This window comes from Szabonella alba (assembly GCF_016765775.1).
GTDB classification, from domain to species: Bacteria; Pseudomonadota; Alphaproteobacteria; order Rhodobacterales; family Rhodobacteraceae; genus Szabonella; species Szabonella alba.
Genome location: NZ_JAESVN010000005.1, coordinates 210,784 through 226,161, shown reverse-complemented (window position 1 = coordinate 226,161; position 15,378 = coordinate 210,784). Strand labels below are relative to the sequence as shown.

Sequence of the window (15,378 nt, the reverse complement as noted above, 5' to 3'; positions counted from 1 at the left end):
CCGGGGCCCCGCATTTTGCGGGGCTTTCTGCTTTCGGCCGCCCGCTTGACATCCCCTGCCCCTTCCCCAACCCTGCATCCGTAAAACCGGAGGCAGGGTGATGGAATTCAACGCATTGGTCGTGGAACGGGATGAGGGCGGCAAGACCGCCGCCACAGTGCAGCAGATCGGCATGGACCGGCTGCCCGAAGGCGAGGTGACCGTTGCCGTCGACTATTCCACACTGAACTACAAGGACGGGCTGTGCATCGGGCCGGGGGGCGGACTGGTGCGCAACTATCCGCATGTGCCCGGCATTGATTTCGCGGGCCGCGTCGAAAGCTCTGCCGATCCGCGCTATGCCCCCGGCGATGCGGTTGTGCTGACCGGCTGGCGCGTGGGGGAGGCGCATTGGGGCGGCTACGCGCAAAAGGCGCGGGTCAGGGGCGACTGGCTGGTCCCGCTGCCCAAAGGACTGACGACACGGCAGGCCATGGCCGTGGGCACAGCGGGGTTCACCGCCATGCTGGCCGTGATGGAACTGGAAGATCACGGCCTGACCCCGGACAAGGGTGAGGTTCTGGTGACCGGTGCGGCAGGCGGGGTGGGTTCGGTTGCCACGGCGATTCTGGCGCATCTGGGATATTCGGTCGCCGCTGTCACCGGGCGCCCCGAAACGGCGGATTATCTGACCACGCTTGGTGCGGCGCGGATCGTGCCGCGTGCCGAACTGGCCGAAACCGTCAAGCGCCCGCTGGAATCCGAGACATGGGCAGGCTGTGTCGATGCCGTCGGGGGGGCAATGCTGGCCCGGGTGCTGGGCCAGATGAAATACCGCGCCTCGGTCGCGGCGGTGGGGCTTGCCGGCGGCGCGGCGCTGCCGGCGACGGTTGTTCCCTTCCTGTTGCGCGGGGTCAATCTTCTGGGCATTGATTCCGTGCTGCGCCCCTATGGCGACCGGGTTCGTGCCTGGGACCGCATCGCGCGCGACCTGCCGATGGACCGGCTTGAGGCGATGATCCAGCCCGCAACCCTGTCGGATCTGCCAGAGCTTGGCGCGGCGATCCTGCAAGGGGCGGTGAAGGGCCGCGTGGTTGTGGATGTGAATGCATGAACCTGGTCAGACCGCATGATTCCTTTCAGGATGTTCGATTTCTGCAAGCAGACGGTCTGCTGCGGCCTGTATGGCATGCCGTCCGATGCGCGTTCTGACCGTCTGCCTTGGCAATATCTGCCGCTCCCCTGCCGCTGAGGCCGCCCTGCGCGCGCTTGCGCCGCCCGGGGTCACTGTCGACAGCGCCGGAACAGCAGGCTGGCACCGGGGCGATCCGCCCTATCCGCCAATGGTGGCTGCTGGTACCCGACGTGGCCTTGATCTGACCGCTTTGCGCGCAAGACAGTTCGAGACGCGGGACTTCGGGCGGTTCGACCTGATCCTTGCCATGGATCGCGACAATCTGGCGACCATCGAGGCGCTGCGCCCTGCGGGCAACGCGGTGCCGGTGCGGCTGTTTCTCAGCGCCCTGCCCGAGGCCGGACAGGATGTGCCCGACCCCTATTATACCCGCGATTTTGATGGATGTCTGGATCTGATCTGCACGGCCAGCCGGGCATGGCTGCCATATCTACAGCACGGGCTACAGCAGGGGCGCTGAACCGCTTCGCCGCGGGGATAGTCCTTGCAACGTGAAAAGGGGGCGCCGGACGCCCCCCGTTCCGGGCCTGCTCGCGGCCCGAAATCATCAATGATCCGCTGTTCAGCCTGCGCAATAGGCTTCGGCCATGTCGCCGAAGCTGCGATACCGCGCCCAGAAGGCGTTGTCATTGTCGCTTTTCGACATGCGCACATCCTGCGCTTCATCCGGATCGCGGAAGAACTTTGCCGCGCGGCGCTGATCCGATCCGGTCAGCGTCATATCGGCCGCCTGCTGGATGCAGGTGCACAGGCTGCGCGATGCCGCCTGGCGGTCGGATTTCAGGCAGGCGCTTTGAATCGGGCCGGCCAGTGCTGCAAGGGGAAGGAAAGACACCGTGATGACGGCGCCGACAAGCTTCATATTCATCTGTCTGCCTCATTGCCAAAAGCGGGAGGGACATAAGGCAGAACACCCCGCCCCTTCCTCGCAGCTGATCGTTATCCTCTGGACAATAGTCCGATTCGGGCAGGAATTCTCAGAAAATCCGCAGATTTAAGCGAATTTCCGCCGAGATCCGCCGAGGCCCCTAGGGGCGGTGTGCGCCGCCCGACATGATACAAGATCAGGGGGAGATCCGGCACCTCGCCTCTGTCCTGCGGCAGCAAGGCGGGCCATCTTCAGCCCTCGCCCCAAGGGATGATCCGCGAATTCCGAAGGGACTGATTCACCCCGCCCTTCCCCGGTTCTGCGCGCCGCCCTGCCACCTGTGACATCGGCCCCGAAACCCCCTTCCCGGTCTCCGTCAAGCCCTGTATAGGCAGGCCATGACCCAGCTTGATCTCATCCGCAATTTCTCCATCGTGGCGCATATCGACCACGGCAAATCCACGCTTGCCGACCGGCTCATTCAGTTGACCGGGACGGTGGCCGAGCGCGACATGAAGGCGCAGATGCTCGACAGCATGGATATCGAACGGGAACGCGGCATCACGATCAAGGCCAACACGGTGCGGATCGACTATCCGGCCAAGGACGGGCGCACCTATGTGCTGAACCTGATCGACACGCCCGGGCATGTCGATTTCGCCTATGAGGTCAGCCGCTCGATGCGCGCGGTTGAAGGGTCATTGCTGGTCGTCGATGCCTCCCAGGGGGTCGAGGCGCAGACGCTCGCCAATGTCTATCACGCGCTGGACGCAGGGCATGAGATCGTGCCCGTGCTGAACAAGATCGACCTGCCTGCCGCCGATCCTGACCGGGTGAAACAGAATATCGAGGATGTGATCGGGCTGGACGCCTCGGACGCGATCCCGATTTCGGCCAAGACCGGCCTTGGCATCCCCGAGGTGCTGGAGGCCATCGTGGCGCGCCTGCCCGCGCCCAAGGGCGACCGCGACGCCCCCCTGAAGGCGATGCTGGTCGACAGCTGGTATGACCCCTATCTGGGTGTTGTCGTGATGATCCGCATCATGGACGGCGTGGTGAAAAAGGGCGACCGCATCAAGATGATGCAGACGGGTGCTGTCTACGGCATCGACAAGCTGTCGGTTCTGAAACCTCAGATGGTTGATATTGCCGAACTTGGCCCGGGGGAAATCGGCGTCTTTACCGCCTCGATCAAGCAGGTCCGCGATACCCGCGTGGGCGATACGATCACGACCGAGAAAAAGGGCTGCGAAACCGCCCTGCCCGGCTTTAAGCCCGCGCAGCCGGTGGTGTTCTGCGGCCTCTTCCCGGTCGATGCCAATGATTTTGAGGCGCTGCGCGACGCAATCGAGAAACTGGCGCTGAATGACGCCTCGTTCAGCACCGAGATGGAAACCTCTGCCGCCCTGGGCTTCGGTTTTCGCTGCGGGTTCCTCGGCTTGCTGCATCTTGAGGTGATACGCGACCGGCTGGAACGCGAATATGACCTTGATCTGATCACCACCGCGCCCTCGGTCGTCTATCACCTTTACATGAAGGACGGGACCAAGCAGGACCTGCACAACCCCGCCGACATGCCCGACCTGACCTATGTGGACCATATCGAAGAGCCGCGCATCAAGGCCACGATCATGGTGCCTGATGAGTATCTTGGCGATGTGCTGAAGCTGTGTCAGGACCGGCGCGGTATTCAGCTGGACCTCAGCTATGCCGGGTCGCGGGCGATGGTCGTCTATGACCTGCCGCTGAATGAGGTGGTGTTCGATTTCTATGACCGGCTGAAATCGGTCACCAAGGGCTATGCCAGTTTCGACTATGTGCTGACCGAATATCGTGAGGATCATCTGGTGAAGATGTCGATCCTTGTGAATGAGGAACCGGTGGATGCGCTGTCGATGATGGTGCATCGCGACCGGGCCGAGGGGCGTGGCCGGGCCATGGTCGAGAAGCTGAAGGATCTGATTCCGCGCCATATGTTCAAGATCCCGATTCAGGCCGCCATCGGAGGCCGCGTCATCGCCCGGGAAACGCTGAGCGCAATGCGCAAGGACGTGACCGCGAAATGCTATGGCGGGGACGCGACGCGGAAGAAGAAGCTGCTGGAAAAGCAGAAGGCCGGGAAAAAGCGGATGCGCCAGTTCGGCAAGGTCGAGATCCCGCAGGAAGCCTTCATTTCCGCGCTCAAGATGGACAGCTGAAGCAACGCGACAGAGATACCCTGTCGGCCTGCATCCACCGGTGTCTGGAACGGGCCCGCATATTGAACAGGCCCGGCTTGGGTATGACTTTCTGTGACGATATCCCCCTGCACCGAAACCCGCTGAAATGGCCCAATTGCCACGGTGCAGGCGCGGTCCGCATCCGCATCCATCTGTCCGGCACAGAGCCACAGGCCGATGAGGATGCTCACTTTGCGCACCTCAATCAAAAGTTGTTTTAAGGTCAGAAAATTTCCTCATAGGTTGTCTAAGTTTTGACGTCAAATTTCCGCCATGTTTTCCTTTTCCGGCCCGATTGCGGCCACAATCGGCACGCAACCTTGGGTTGTTGAACTTGAATATGGCCGAAACCGGACAAATCCGGATCTTATTCTGGAAAGGAAAAAGACATGAGCGACCTGCTGACGAAAGCGCGTTCCGGACGGCTCGCGGCCCTTGAACATCGCGGCAGGGCCAGTCTGATCCGTGAGGCGGCCGAGCGCTACGGCGCCTATCGTGGATCGACCGTCATCGAGTTCCAGACCCGGCGTCTGTGTCTGGCGAATTGATGCTGCCGCTGCCAGGATTTCGGAACGGCGGCTGAGCGTCCAGAGAACCGGGTGACCGGCCCTTGTTCGAACAGTTCATCACCCGTTCGAAAACTTTAGCATAACGGCACAAAAATGCGGGGCGCGTGTCTGACGCGCCCCGCATTTTTTGTGACTATCCCTGCTCTGGTAACGCGCATGGGTAACGCGCGCGGCAAGGATCGGAAAAATCAGAGATCCTGCTGCACTTCGGTCGCACCCTGCTGAACAACGGTGCCTGCACCCTGAATGTCGCGTCCTGCGCCCTTCACGGTTTCACAGGCGGTGGTCGCCAGAACGGCCAGCAGCGGAATAAACATGGTGATACGACGTGTTGTCATCTGGGTTCTCCTTCAATCGGTCGCTTTCCAACGCCGCAGAAGGCGGATGGTTCCCGGCATCAACCCGAATAAAGATCCGCCCCGGCAGTTGCGGTTCTCCCCGCATACCCGGTCAGGTCATCCGCATTTCGAAAAGCCGCAATCAGCGCAGGTCAGGCAGCCTTCGATCCGGCGCAGCGCATAGCTGCCGCAGGACGAACAGGCTGCCCCTTTCGGCGCGCCAAGTGCGACCACTTCGGCGCTCGGGTCAGATTTCAGGCCCATCCCTTCCCCCTCGATAAATCCGATTGCAACCAGATGCTGTTCGATCACTCCGCCGATTGCCGCAAGGATCGAGGGGATATAGCGCCCTTCCACCCAGGCGCCGCCGCGCGGATCGAACACCGCCTTCAGTTCCTCGACCACGAAACTGACATCACCGCCGCGCCGGAACACGGCCGAGATCATCCGCGTCAGGGCCACGGTCCAGGCGAAATGCTCCATGTTCTTGGAATTGATGAACATCTCGAAGGGGCGGCGATGGCCTGCGATCACGATATCATTCACCGTGATGTAAAGCGCATGTTCCGATCCCGGCCATTTCAGCTTATAAGTCTGGCCTTCCAGCGTGCCGGGACGGTCCAGCGGATCGGACAGATAGACCACCTCGGCCCCCGCTTCGGGGGCACTGGCCGGGGCGGCAACCGGGGGGCGGTCGGCGCTTTCTGAAACCGACAGGACCGAGCCCGTCACCTCATTGGGCCGGTAGGTGGTGCAGCCCTTGCAGCCCTGATCCCAGGCGGCCATGTAGACCTCGCTGAAATCCTCGAAGGAAATATCTGCCGGGCAGTTGATGGTTTTCGAGATGGAACTGTCCACCCAGTCCTGGGCCGCGGCCTGCATGCGGACATGGTCCAGCGGCGGCAGGGTCTGGGCATTCACGAAATAATCGGGCAGCGGCGCATCACCCTTCAGGTCGCGCCACATCTGCACGGCGTAATCGACGACCTCCTCTTCGGTCCGGCTGCCATCCTTTTGAAGCACCTTGCGCTTATAGGTATAGGCAAAGACCGGTTCGATCCCGGAACTGACATTGCCCGCATAAAGGCTGATCGTTCCGGTCGGCGCGATAGAGGTCAGCAGCGCGTTGCGGATGCCGTGCTTTCGGATCGCGTCGCGCAGATCGACATCCATCTTCTGCATCGTGCCCGAGGCCAGATAGGCCTCGGCCTCGAACAACGGGAAGGTACCCTTTTCCCGCGCGAGATCCACCGAGGCCAGATAGGCCGCGCGGGCAATCGCCTTCATCCAGTCGCGGGTCTGGTCCGCCGCCGCCTCGGACCCATAGCGCAGCCCCGTCATCAGCAGCGCATCGGCAAGCCCCGTCACCCCCAGCCCGATCCGGCGTTTGGCGCGCGCCTCGTCCGCCTGCTGCGGCAGGGGAAAGCGCGAGGCGTCAACGGTATTGTCCATCATCCGCACCGCAAGGCGCACCAGATCCTCCAGCGCCGCCGGGTCCAGATGTGCGGTGTCGGTGAAGGGATCCGTCACCAGCCGCGCAAGGTTGACCGAGCCCAGCAGACAGGCCCCATAGGGCGGCAGGGGCTGTTCCCCGCAAGGGTTGGTCGCGGCGATGGTTTCACAATAATGCAGGTTGTTCATCGCGTTGATGCGGTCGATGAAAATCACGCCCGGTTCAGCGAAATCATAGGTGCTGCGCATGATCCGATTCCACAGATCACGCGCCTGCACGGTCTTGTAGACGCGCGTCCCGAATTGCAGATCCCACGGCCCATCCGCCTTGACCGCCGCCATGAAATCATCGGTCACCAGCACTGACAGGTTGAACATGCGCAGGCGGGCGGGGTCTTTCTTGGCCTCGATGAAGGCTTCGATATCGGGATGATCGCAGCGCATCGTTGCCATCATCGCGCCCCGGCGGCTGCCTGCCGACATGATGGTGCGGCACATCGCATCCCAGACATCCATGAAGGACAAGGGACCCGAGGCGTCCGCCGCCACCCCCGCGACGGGTGCGCCGCGCGGCCGGATGGTCGAGAAGTCATACCCGATGCCGCCGCCCTGCTGCATGGTCAGCGCGGCCTCTTTCAGCATGTCGAATATGCCGCCCATACTGTCGGGGACGGTGCCCATGACAAAGCAGTTGAACAGCGTGACCGCCCGCCCGGTGCCTGCCCCCGCTGTGATCCGGCCTGCGGGCAGGAACCTGAAATCCTCCAGCGCGCGGTAGAATTCCGACTCCCAATGCGCGGGATCGGCTTCAACCGCTGCCAGCGCGCGGGCGATGCGACGCCAGCTGTCTTCGACCGTTGCATCGACGGGCGCGCCTGCGGCGTCCTTCATCCGATACTTCATGTCCCAGATCTGCGCGGCAATCGGGGCGGCAAAGCGGCTCATGTCGGGGATCCCTGTCGGCTGGAAGGACACAAAGAATAGAGAGGTGGCGCGGGCCGGTCAACGCAATCCTAACCCCTCGGACGGATCCGGGGGTTTTACGCCGAAAGAGCGCGTGCGCGGTGGCGGGAACGAGTCTGCGACATCCGGGACGCGGCAGCGGGCAGGACCGCCCGCTGCCCGATGCCGGATTTCAGAGAATTTCGACCGTGTATTTCTCGATCACGGTATTGGCCAGCAGACGGTCGCACATGGCGCGCACTTCGGCCTCGGCGGTGGTCTTGTCGGTGGCTGCCAGATCAAGCTCAATCAGCTTGCCCTGACGCACCCCGGTCACGCCCGCAAATCCCAACGATCCAAGTGCATGGCGCACCGCCTCTCCCTGCGGATCAAGGACACCGTCTTTGAGCATGATATGAACGCGCGCTTTCATCGGGGCCTCGTTTTTCTCGGGTTCGGTCAGTTGATCAGCGTGGGCTTGGGCGTATGGGTGACGTTCGAGGGCAGAACCCCCAGACGCCGGGCCAGTTCAGTATAGACATCGGGCAAGGGCGCGGGCTCGCGCATCACGCCTTCGCGGTCGGGGGTTTCCAACCCGCGCATGTCCCACAGGCGGCAGCTGTCCGGGCTGATCTCATCGGCGACGATCAGCCGCATGAAATCGCCCTCCCAGACGCGGCCCACTTCCAGACGGAAATCGGCCAGCCGGATGCCCACGCCCAGCATGACGCCGGACAGGAAGTCATTCACCCGCAGCGCCAGCGCCACAATGTCATCCAGATCCTGCTGGTTGCCCCAGCCGAAGGCGAGGATGTGTTCCTCGGCCACCAGCGGCGTGCCCAGCTTTTCATCCTTGAAGTAATACTCGACGATCGGGCGCGGAAGCGGCGTGCCCTCGGGGATGCCCAGCCGGGTTGAGATATCGTCAGCGGCGAAATTGCGCACGACAATCTCCAGCGGCATGATCTCGGCCATGCGCACCAGTTGTTCGCGCATGTTCAGGCGGCGGATGAAATGGGTCGGCACACCGACCGAATTCAGGCCTGCCATGAAGAATTCCGACAGCCGGTTGTTCAGCACGCCCTTGCCTTCAACCATCGGAACGGTGGTTGCGGCGGGTGTGGCGTCATCCTTGAAATACTGGATCAGGGTTCCGGGTTCAGGCCCTTCATACAGGATCTTGGCCTTGCCCTCATAAACTTTCTTGCGACGCGCCATGAAGTCCCCAGACCAGAGCCAGATCAATACGATTGGGGGCGGCGCAAGGCCACCCTGTTTCCCTTCCCCGCGCTATATGCCATGGCGCGATGCGTCGCAAGCGGAGGCTTGACCTGACGGTGAGGACAGGACGGGGGGACAAGGCCGCAAACGCGGCCAGACCCTTGCAGCGGGCGCCCGCCAAGGGCATATCAGATCCGAGCAACCGAAACGAGGCCATGCCATGAACACGTTTGACGACCGCGAAAAGGCGTTCGAGTCGAAATTCGCCCATGACGCCGACATGCAGTTCCGTGCCGAGGCGCGGCGCAACAAACTGCTGGGTCTCTGGGCGGCCGAGCTTATGGGCAAGACCGGCGATGCCGCGCAGGAATACGCGATGAGCGTCGTGCAGGCCGATTTCGAGGAAGCCGGCAGCGAGGATGTGGTGCGCAAGGTTGCCGCCGATCTGGGCCACCATGCCAATGCCGACGAGATCCGCGCGAAACTGATCGCGCTGATGCCGGTCGCCAAGGCACAGCTTATGTCGGAACTCTGACCCCGGCGGGCGCCGGCTGCGGCTTTGCCCCGCGCCGGACCCGCACAGCACGGCGGCGCGGCGCTGACATGTGCCGGCCGCATGTATATCTTGAAGATTATGAATTTGCCTCCGGGGGCCGGGCATGGCACATCGGGGCAAAGGTCGGCCTGCCCTTTTGGCGGGCCATTGTTCTGTGAGGTTTGACATGACGGATGCATTGAGCCGGATGCTGGCAGAGCGGGACTGGATCCTGCTGGACGGCGCAACGGGCACCAATCTTTTCAACATGGGCCTCGGCTCGGGCGATCCGCCGGAATTCTGGAACATCGAAAAACCCGACAATATCCGCGCCCTGTACCGGGGTGCGGTCGAGGCGGGGTCTGACCTGTTCCTGACCAACAGTTTTGGTGGCAATGCCAGCCGCCTGAAACTGCATCAGGCGCAGGGACGCGTGCGTGAACTGAATGAGGCCGCAGCCAGCCTTGGACGTGAGATCGCCGACAAGGCGGGTCGTCCCGTCATCGTCGCAGGCTCGGTCGGCCCGACCGGCGATATTTTTGAGCCGATGGGAACGCTGACCCATGCAAGTGCGGTGGAAATGTTCCATGAACAGGCCGAAGGGCTGAAGGCGGGCGGCGCGGATGTGCTGTGGATCGAGACAATCTCGGCCCCCGAGGAGTATCGCGCGGCGGCCGAGGCGGCACGGCTTGCCGGAATGCCGTGGTGCGGCACGATGAGCTTTGACACCGCCGGGCGCACGATGATGGGCACGACCTCGGCGGGGATGGCCGAACTGGTCGAGAAACTGCCCAATCCGCCGCTGGCCTTCGGAGCGAATTGCGGCGTGGGCGCCTCGGATCTGTTGCGCACGGTTCTCGGCTTTGTCGCGGCGGGCAGTGAACGGCCCATCATCGCCAAGGGCAATGCCGGTATCCCGAAATACCATGACGGCCATATCCATTATGACGGCACGCCCGAACTGATGGGCGAATATGCCGTGCTGGCCCGCGATGCCGGTGTGCGGCTGATCGGCGGCTGCTGTGGCACCATGCCCGAGCATCTGCGCGCGATGCGCGAGGCGCTGGAAAGCCGCCCCAAGGGTCCGCGTCCGTCCCTTGAGACGATCTCGGATGCGCTTGGCGGCTTTTCCTCGGCCTCGGACGGCACCGGGGATGACAGCGGCCCGGCCCGGCGCGAACGGCGTGGCGGTCGGCGCGGCTGATCCCGCGCCTTCACCGGACACAGGAAACAACCGCCACGCCCCGCGCCGGTCAGAACAGCGCAAGCTGATCCCCGGCCCGGGGCGCCGGCGCGAACAGGTCACAACGCAGCGGCGGTTGCGAAAGCGCCAGTCCCAGCCGCTGCCGGGCCAGATCAAAGCGCCGACCGATCAAGTCGGACCACACCCCCTGCCCCCGCATCCGCCGCCCGAACCCCGGATCATAGGTCTTTCCCCGATGCAGTTCCGCCAGCCTTGCCAGCACCTTCGCCGCCCGTCCGGGCGCATGGGCGGCCAGCCAGTCACGGAACAGGCCCTCCACCTCACCGGGCAGTCGCAGCAGGATCCAGCTTGCCGCCACCGCACCCGCATCACGCGCGGCCTCCATCACCTCTTCCAGCCCGTCATCGGTCAGGCCCGGAATGACGGGGGCGACCATGACCCGCACCGGACACCCCGCAACGGTCAGATGCCGGATCATCTGCAGGCGGCGGTCGGGACTGGGCGCGCGCGGCTCCATTCGCCGGGCCAATCCGGCGTCCAGCGTCGTGATCGAAATCCCGACCCGTGCCAGCCCCGCCTGCCCCATCGGGCCAAGGATATCGGCATCGCGTTCCACCAACACGCCCCGCGTCGTCACTGCAACCGGATGGTTGAAATCACGCAGCACCTCCATCACCTCACGCGTGACGCGGTGGCTGGCCTCGACCGGCTGATAGGGGTCGGTATTGGTGCCGATGGCAATCGGGGCCGGGCGATAGCCCGGCGCGCGCAATTCCCGCGACAACACGGCACCGATCCCGGGCCGCGCAATCAGCCGCGTCTCGAAATCCAGCCCCGGCGACAGGTTCAGCCAGGCATGGCTGGGCCGCGCATAGCAATAGACGCAGCCATGTTCGCACCCCCGGTAAGGATTTATCGAACGGTCGAAAGGCAGATCGGGCGAGGCATTCCAGGCCAGCGCCGAGCGCGGCACCTCAACCCGCGTCTCGGTGCGCAGCAGATGGTCGTCCCCGGGCAGGTCCCAGCCATCGGCAACGGCCTCGCGCTGCGCGGGCTCAAACCGGCCCGCCGCATTGCTGGCCGCACCACGCGCCCGCAGCCGCAACCCGGCCGGAAGGGTCGCCTTTGCGGGTTTATCCCTGGGGGTGTTGCGACTCATGCCGCCAGAATAGAACACAACAAGAACATTTACCAGCAATTCGCCGCCTCCGACAGGGCACTGTCGGCTTTCACCCTGCCAATGTCGCAATCCGAAAAGTGCCCTTGCGGCTTTGGCCCCAATGAACCCTTGTATCTTCCCGCAGGAGCCCGCCATGGCTGATGACGACATCATTCTTTCCGACCTCAGCGACGACGAACTCGTGCTGCAGATGCATGACGACCTCTATGACGGGTTGAAGGAGGAAATCGAGGAGGCTGTGAACATCCTCATCGAGCGTGGCTGGACACCCTATGACGTGCTGACCAAGGCACTGGTCGCGGGCATGACCATCGTCGGCGCCGATTTCCGCGACGGGATCCTGTTCGTCCCCGAGGTGCTGCTGGCCGCCAATGCGATGAAGGGTGGCATGGCCATCCTGAAGCCCTTGCTGATCGAGACCGGTGCGCCGCGCATGGGCAAGATGGTGATCGGCACGGTCAAGGGCGACATCCATGACATCGGCAAGAACCTTGTCGCGATGATGATGGAAGGCGCCGGTTTCGAGGTGCGCGATCTGGGCATCAACAACTCGGTCGAGAAGTATCTTGAGGCGCTGGAAGCCGAAAAGCCCGATATCCTCGGCATGTCGGCGCTGCTGACCACGACCATGCCCTATATGAAGGTCGTGATCGACACGATGAAGGAAAAGGGCATGCGCGACGACTATATCGTGCTGGTCGGCGGTGCCCCCCTGAATGAGGAATTCGGCCGCGCGATCGGGGCGGATGCCTATTGCCGCGATGCCGCTGTGGCGGTCGAAACCGCCAAGCAATTCGTTGCGCGCAAGCACAATCAGGCCGCAGCGCTCTGATCCGCTTCCCTGCGCGACGCGCGGGGCAGCGCATCAGGCGCCGGGCCTTGACCCTGCGCCCCTGACAAGGGATCATGGCCCCGGCGCTGCGCGGGGCCAGTGCAATTGCGGGCCGTGCCATCCTGCGCCGGAAAGGCCGCAGCGATGATACGGCAAGGCCCGTCCTGGCACTTTCACGCCGCCGAGCTGCCCCTTGATCCGGAACCGGAGATCCCATGCCGCCCCGCGCCTTCGTCTCACTTCTGCTGATCGTGATCGTCGCGGCTGCGGCGACGGTGGCGGCGGCGCAATGGCTGGGCCTGCCCTTCGCCCTGCTTGGCCTGCTGGCGGCACTGGCGGCCCTGGGGGTGCGGATCTGGCTGGACCGGCGCAAATGAGCCTGCCCGCCGATCACGAACTGACCGAACAGGGCCTTGCCCCCGAGGGCCGGGGCCGTGTGCTGCTGATCGCCTGCGGGGCGCTGGCGCATGAGATCCTTGCCCTGAAGCGGATGAATGGCTGGGACCATCTGGACCTGCAATGCCTGCCCGCAAACCTGCATCTCTGGCCTGACCGCATTCCGGCAGCGGTGGAAAAATCAGTCGCGGAACACCGCGCGGATTATCAGCGGATCTTCATCGTCTATGCTGATTGCGGGACCGGCGGGCTATTGTCCGAAAAGTGCAAGGAACTGGGCGTCGAGATGGTCGAAGGCCCGCATTGTTATTCGTTTTTCGAAGGAAATGCCGCCTTCGCCGCCAAGGCGGACGAGGAATTCACCGCCTTCTACCTGACCGATTTTCTGGTCCGGCAATTTGACGCTTTCGTCTGGAAACCCATGGGTCTGGACCGTCACCCCGAATTGCGGGACATGTATTTCGGCAATTACACCAAACTGGTCTATCAGGCCCAGACCGAGGATCCGACGCTGGAGGCCAAGGCGCGGGACTGTGCGGCCCGGCTGGGGCTGGATTATGAACGCCGTTTTACCGGCTATGGCGATCTGTCGCCAGCACTGGCGCGGCTGGCGCCCTGACCCTTTCCCTCCTCCTGCCGCTGGCCTAAGCTGCGCGCCAGTTCCGGAGGATCCCATGCAGATCGACAATGCGATGGCCGAACTCGGCCCGATTTTCGCCGGGCGCGTCAGCCGTGCGCCCGCGATTCTGGCGCAGCACGGCCAGTCCGAAACGCTGGCCGCAAGCGGGCGGCCCGATGCGGTGGTCTATCCGCAGACGACCGAGGAAGTCGTCCGGATAGCGCAGATCTGCGCGCGCAACGGCGTGCCGATGGTGGGCTGGGGCGCGGGCACCTCGCTGGAAGGGCATGCGCTGGCGGTCCGGGGCGGGGTCACGGTGGATTTCACGCAAATGGATGCCGTTCTGGCGGTTTACCCCGAGGATATGCTCTGCGTCGTGCAGCCCGGCATCACACGCGAGCGCCTGAATGAGGAGTTGCGCGCGACGGGCCTGTTCTTTCCGGTTGATCCCGGCGCCAATGCCACACTGGGTGGCATGGCGATGACCCGGGCCTCGGGCACGACCGCCGTGCGATACGGCACGATGCGCGACAATGTGCTGGGGTTGGAGGTGGTTCTGGCCGATGGCCGCGTGATCCGCACCGGCACCTCAGCCCCGAAAACCTCGGCCGGATATGACCTGACGGCGCTGATGGTCGGGTCCGAGGGCACTTTGGGCCTTGTCACCGAAGTGACGCTGCGCCTGCAGGGCCAGCCCGAGGCGGTTTCGGCCGCAGTCTGCGCCTTTCCCACGCTGTCCGATGCGGTCGATTGCGTGATCGCCACGATCCAGAGCGGCATTCCCATGGCGCGGATCGAATTTCTGGACACAGCCTCGGTCGCCGCCTGCGCGGCATGGGCGGGGATGGACCTGCCCGCCGCCCCGCATCTGCTGGTCGAATTCCACGGCTCCCCGTCCGGCGTGCAGGAACAGGCCGAACGCTATGGTGAACTGGCAGGCGAATTCGGCAGTTCCGGCTTTCAATGGGCGCGCGCCGCCGAAGACCGCGCCCGGCTTTGGCGGATGCGGCATCAGGCCTTTCAGGCGATCCTGGCCTCACGCCCCGGCGCGACGGCGATGGTCACCGATGTCTGCGTTCCCATCTCTCGGCTGGCCGAGGCGGTGGCCGAAACCCATGAGGATATCGCCCGGGGCTCCATTCCCGGCCCGATCCTGGGTCATGTCGGCGATGGCAATTTCCATTCCGTCCTGCTGATCGATCCGGCCAACCCCGCCGAACAGGCCGAGGCGAAGGCGCTGGCCAACCGGATGGCAGAACGCGCCCTGCGGCTGGGTGGCACGATCACCGGCGAACATGGTGTGGGCTCGGGCAAGATCGGGCTGATGGAGGCGGAACACGGGCTGGCCTGGGATGTGATGCGCCAGATCAAACAGGCGCTGGACCCGGCCAATCTGATGAATCCCGGCAAGATGCTGCGCCCATGATGACTGATCCCGCCACATTTCTCCGCGCCTTTGCCGTCGCCTGGGGTGCCCGCGACACCGAGGCACTGGCCGCCCTGATTGCCGCTGATGGCGATTTTCTGAGCCTGACCGGCGCCCATGCCGAAGGGCGCGCCGAGATCAAGGCCCTGTTCGCGGCCGAACTGTCGGGCACGTTCAGTCAGTCAAGGCTGGTCACCGGCAAGACCCGGCTGCGCCCGCTGGGGGATGGGGCGGCGGTGCTGGTGCAGCGCTTCGTTCTGTCGGGGCTGGTCGATGCCGAAGGGCATGATCTGGGCCGGATCGGCGCCTTGATGGTCGCGACACTGGTGCAGGGACCCGAGGGCTGGCAGGCGATCACACTGCAATTCACCGCGACCGAGGGGTAAGGGCCCGTTCAGGCCAG

General features: G+C 63.9%; 17 protein-coding genes. 11 read left to right on the top strand and 6 right to left on the bottom strand.

Annotated elements, in window-relative coordinates; genetic code table 11:
* The first annotated feature begins 100 nt into the window (after positions 1-100).
* Both acuI and JL811_RS13345 read left to right on the top strand, forming a co-directional pair.
* Positions 101-1,093 carry an acryloyl-CoA reductase gene (acuI, locus tag JL811_RS13350; RefSeq protein WP_202689199.1) on the top strand — a complete coding sequence of 331 codons (993 nt, stop codon included), beginning with the start codon at positions 101-103 and terminating at the stop codon, positions 1,091-1,093.
* Between the two features lie 85 nt (positions 1,094-1,178).
* Positions 1,179-1,634: a low molecular weight protein-tyrosine-phosphatase gene (locus JL811_RS13345; protein ID WP_202689198.1), complete on the top strand. Its 456-nt coding sequence runs from the start codon at positions 1,179-1,181 to the stop codon at positions 1,632-1,634.
* Positions 1,635-1,736: 102 nt separating this feature from the next.
* On the opposite strand, the gene JL811_RS13340 is transcribed toward JL811_RS13345, so the two are convergent.
* Complete coding sequence (locus JL811_RS13340; protein WP_202689299.1) at positions 1,737-2,036, bottom strand: hypothetical protein; 300 nt, start codon at positions 2,034-2,036, stop codon at positions 1,737-1,739.
* Between the two features lie 404 nt (positions 2,037-2,440).
* Here JL811_RS13340 and lepA point away from each other — a divergent pair, with 404 nt between their 5' ends.
* Positions 2,441-4,240 carry a translation elongation factor 4 gene (gene lepA / locus JL811_RS13335; protein ID WP_202689197.1) on the top strand — a complete coding sequence of 600 codons (1,800 nt, stop codon included), beginning with the start codon at positions 2,441-2,443 and terminating at the stop codon, positions 4,238-4,240.
* Between the two features lie 410 nt (positions 4,241-4,650).
* Positions 4,651-4,809 (top strand): hypothetical protein, encoded by a 159-nt coding sequence (locus JL811_RS13330; RefSeq protein ID WP_202689196.1) that lies wholly within the window; start codon positions 4,651-4,653, stop codon positions 4,807-4,809.
* 209 nt (positions 4,810-5,018) lie between these two features.
* Here the strand turns inward: JL811_RS13330 and JL811_RS13325 are convergent, their stop codons facing one another.
* The 4 genes from JL811_RS13325 to JL811_RS13310 form a co-directional block, all read right to left on the bottom strand.
* Positions 5,019-5,168, bottom strand: coding sequence for a hypothetical protein (locus tag JL811_RS13325; RefSeq protein ID WP_202689195.1), 150 nt, complete (start codon positions 5,166-5,168; stop codon positions 5,019-5,021).
* Positions 5,169-5,285: 117 nt separating this feature from the next.
* The gene (locus tag JL811_RS13320) at positions 5,286-7,565 is read right to left on the bottom strand and encodes an adenosylcobalamin-dependent ribonucleoside-diphosphate reductase (RefSeq protein WP_202689194.1); all 2,280 of its coding nucleotides are present in this window, start codon (positions 7,563-7,565) and stop codon (positions 5,286-5,288) included.
* A gap of 190 nt (positions 7,566-7,755) precedes the next feature.
* Complete coding sequence (gene purS / locus JL811_RS13315) at positions 7,756-7,995, bottom strand: phosphoribosylformylglycinamidine synthase subunit PurS (RefSeq protein ID WP_202689193.1); 240 nt, start codon at positions 7,993-7,995, stop codon at positions 7,756-7,758.
* 26 nt (positions 7,996-8,021) lie between these two features.
* Complete coding sequence (locus JL811_RS13310) at positions 8,022-8,780, bottom strand: phosphoribosylaminoimidazolesuccinocarboxamide synthase (RefSeq protein WP_202689192.1); 759 nt, start codon at positions 8,778-8,780, stop codon at positions 8,022-8,024.
* A gap of 223 nt (positions 8,781-9,003) precedes the next feature.
* Here JL811_RS13310 and JL811_RS13305 point away from each other — a divergent pair, with 223 nt between their 5' ends.
* Both JL811_RS13305 and bmt read left to right on the top strand, forming a co-directional pair.
* Positions 9,004-9,318, top strand: a complete 315-nt coding sequence (locus JL811_RS13305; protein ID WP_202689191.1) for a DUF1476 domain-containing protein — start codon at positions 9,004-9,006, stop codon at positions 9,316-9,318.
* 187 nt (positions 9,319-9,505) lie between these two features.
* On the top strand, positions 9,506-10,522 hold the full coding sequence (bmt, locus tag JL811_RS13300) for a betaine--homocysteine S-methyltransferase (RefSeq protein ID WP_202689190.1): 1,017 nt from the start codon (positions 9,506-9,508) through the stop codon (positions 10,520-10,522).
* A 49-nt stretch (positions 10,523-10,571) separates the two neighbouring features.
* Here bmt and JL811_RS13295 read toward each other — a convergent pair whose 3' ends face one another.
* Positions 10,572-11,681, bottom strand: a complete 1,110-nt coding sequence (locus JL811_RS13295) for a PA0069 family radical SAM protein (RefSeq protein ID WP_202689189.1) — start codon at positions 11,679-11,681, stop codon at positions 10,572-10,574.
* Positions 11,682-11,835: 154 nt separating this feature from the next.
* Here JL811_RS13295 and JL811_RS13290 point away from each other — a divergent pair, with 154 nt between their 5' ends.
* From JL811_RS13290 to JL811_RS13270, 5 genes are all read left to right on the top strand, one after another.
* Positions 11,836-12,534: a corrinoid protein gene (locus JL811_RS13290; protein WP_202689188.1), complete on the top strand. Its 699-nt coding sequence runs from the start codon at positions 11,836-11,838 to the stop codon at positions 12,532-12,534.
* 215 nt (positions 12,535-12,749) lie between these two features.
* Positions 12,750-12,911 carry a hypothetical protein gene (locus tag JL811_RS13285; RefSeq protein WP_202689187.1) on the top strand — a complete coding sequence of 54 codons (162 nt, stop codon included), beginning with the start codon at positions 12,750-12,752 and terminating at the stop codon, positions 12,909-12,911.
* Positions 12,908-13,549 (top strand): DUF1638 domain-containing protein, encoded by a 642-nt coding sequence (locus tag JL811_RS13280; RefSeq protein ID WP_202689186.1) that lies wholly within the window; start codon positions 12,908-12,910, stop codon positions 13,547-13,549. The genes JL811_RS13285 and JL811_RS13280 overlap by 4 nt, the downstream gene beginning before the upstream one ends.
* A 55-nt stretch (positions 13,550-13,604) precedes the next feature.
* Positions 13,605-14,975: an FAD-binding oxidoreductase gene (locus JL811_RS13275; protein WP_202689185.1), complete on the top strand. Its 1,371-nt coding sequence runs from the start codon at positions 13,605-13,607 to the stop codon at positions 14,973-14,975.
* On the top strand, positions 14,972-15,361 hold the full coding sequence (locus JL811_RS13270) for an SgcJ/EcaC family oxidoreductase (protein WP_202689184.1): 390 nt from the start codon (positions 14,972-14,974) through the stop codon (positions 15,359-15,361). Before JL811_RS13275 ends, JL811_RS13270 begins: the two co-directional genes overlap by 4 nt.
* Positions 15,362-15,378 lie beyond the last annotated feature (17 nt).

Bases quoted from the DNA above. Each gene is read 5' to 3' on its own strand.
- acuI (WP_202689199.1), top strand. From the start codon at position 101: ATGGAATTCAACGCATTGGTCGTGGAACGGGATGAGGGCGGCAAGACC.
- JL811_RS13345 (WP_202689198.1), top strand. From the start codon at position 1,179: ATGCGCGTTCTGACCGTCTGCCTTGGCAATATCTGCCGCTCCCCTGCC.
- JL811_RS13340 (WP_202689299.1), bottom strand. From the start codon at position 2,036: ATGAAGCTTGTCGGCGCCGTCATCACGGTGTCTTTCCTTCCCCTTGCA.
- lepA (WP_202689197.1), top strand. From the start codon at position 2,441: ATGACCCAGCTTGATCTCATCCGCAATTTCTCCATCGTGGCGCATATC.
- JL811_RS13330 (WP_202689196.1), top strand. From the start codon at position 4,651: ATGAGCGACCTGCTGACGAAAGCGCGTTCCGGACGGCTCGCGGCCCTT.
- JL811_RS13325 (WP_202689195.1), bottom strand. From the start codon at position 5,168: ATGACAACACGTCGTATCACCATGTTTATTCCGCTGCTGGCCGTTCTG.
- JL811_RS13320 (WP_202689194.1), bottom strand. From the start codon at position 7,565: ATGAGCCGCTTTGCCGCCCCGATTGCCGCGCAGATCTGGGACATGAAG.
- purS (WP_202689193.1), bottom strand. From the start codon at position 7,995: ATGAAAGCGCGCGTTCATATCATGCTCAAAGACGGTGTCCTTGATCCG.
- JL811_RS13310 (WP_202689192.1), bottom strand. From the start codon at position 8,780: ATGGCGCGTCGCAAGAAAGTTTATGAGGGCAAGGCCAAGATCCTGTAT.
- JL811_RS13305 (WP_202689191.1), top strand. From the start codon at position 9,004: ATGAACACGTTTGACGACCGCGAAAAGGCGTTCGAGTCGAAATTCGCC.
- bmt (WP_202689190.1), top strand. From the start codon at position 9,506: ATGACGGATGCATTGAGCCGGATGCTGGCAGAGCGGGACTGGATCCTG.
- JL811_RS13295 (WP_202689189.1), bottom strand. From the start codon at position 11,681: ATGAGTCGCAACACCCCCAGGGATAAACCCGCAAAGGCGACCCTTCCG.
- JL811_RS13290 (WP_202689188.1), top strand. From the start codon at position 11,836: ATGGCTGATGACGACATCATTCTTTCCGACCTCAGCGACGACGAACTC.
- JL811_RS13285 (WP_202689187.1), top strand. From the start codon at position 12,750: ATGCCGCCCCGCGCCTTCGTCTCACTTCTGCTGATCGTGATCGTCGCG.
- JL811_RS13280 (WP_202689186.1), top strand. From the start codon at position 12,908: ATGAGCCTGCCCGCCGATCACGAACTGACCGAACAGGGCCTTGCCCCC.
- JL811_RS13275 (WP_202689185.1), top strand. From the start codon at position 13,605: ATGCAGATCGACAATGCGATGGCCGAACTCGGCCCGATTTTCGCCGGG.
- JL811_RS13270 (WP_202689184.1), top strand. From the start codon at position 14,972: ATGATGACTGATCCCGCCACATTTCTCCGCGCCTTTGCCGTCGCCTGG.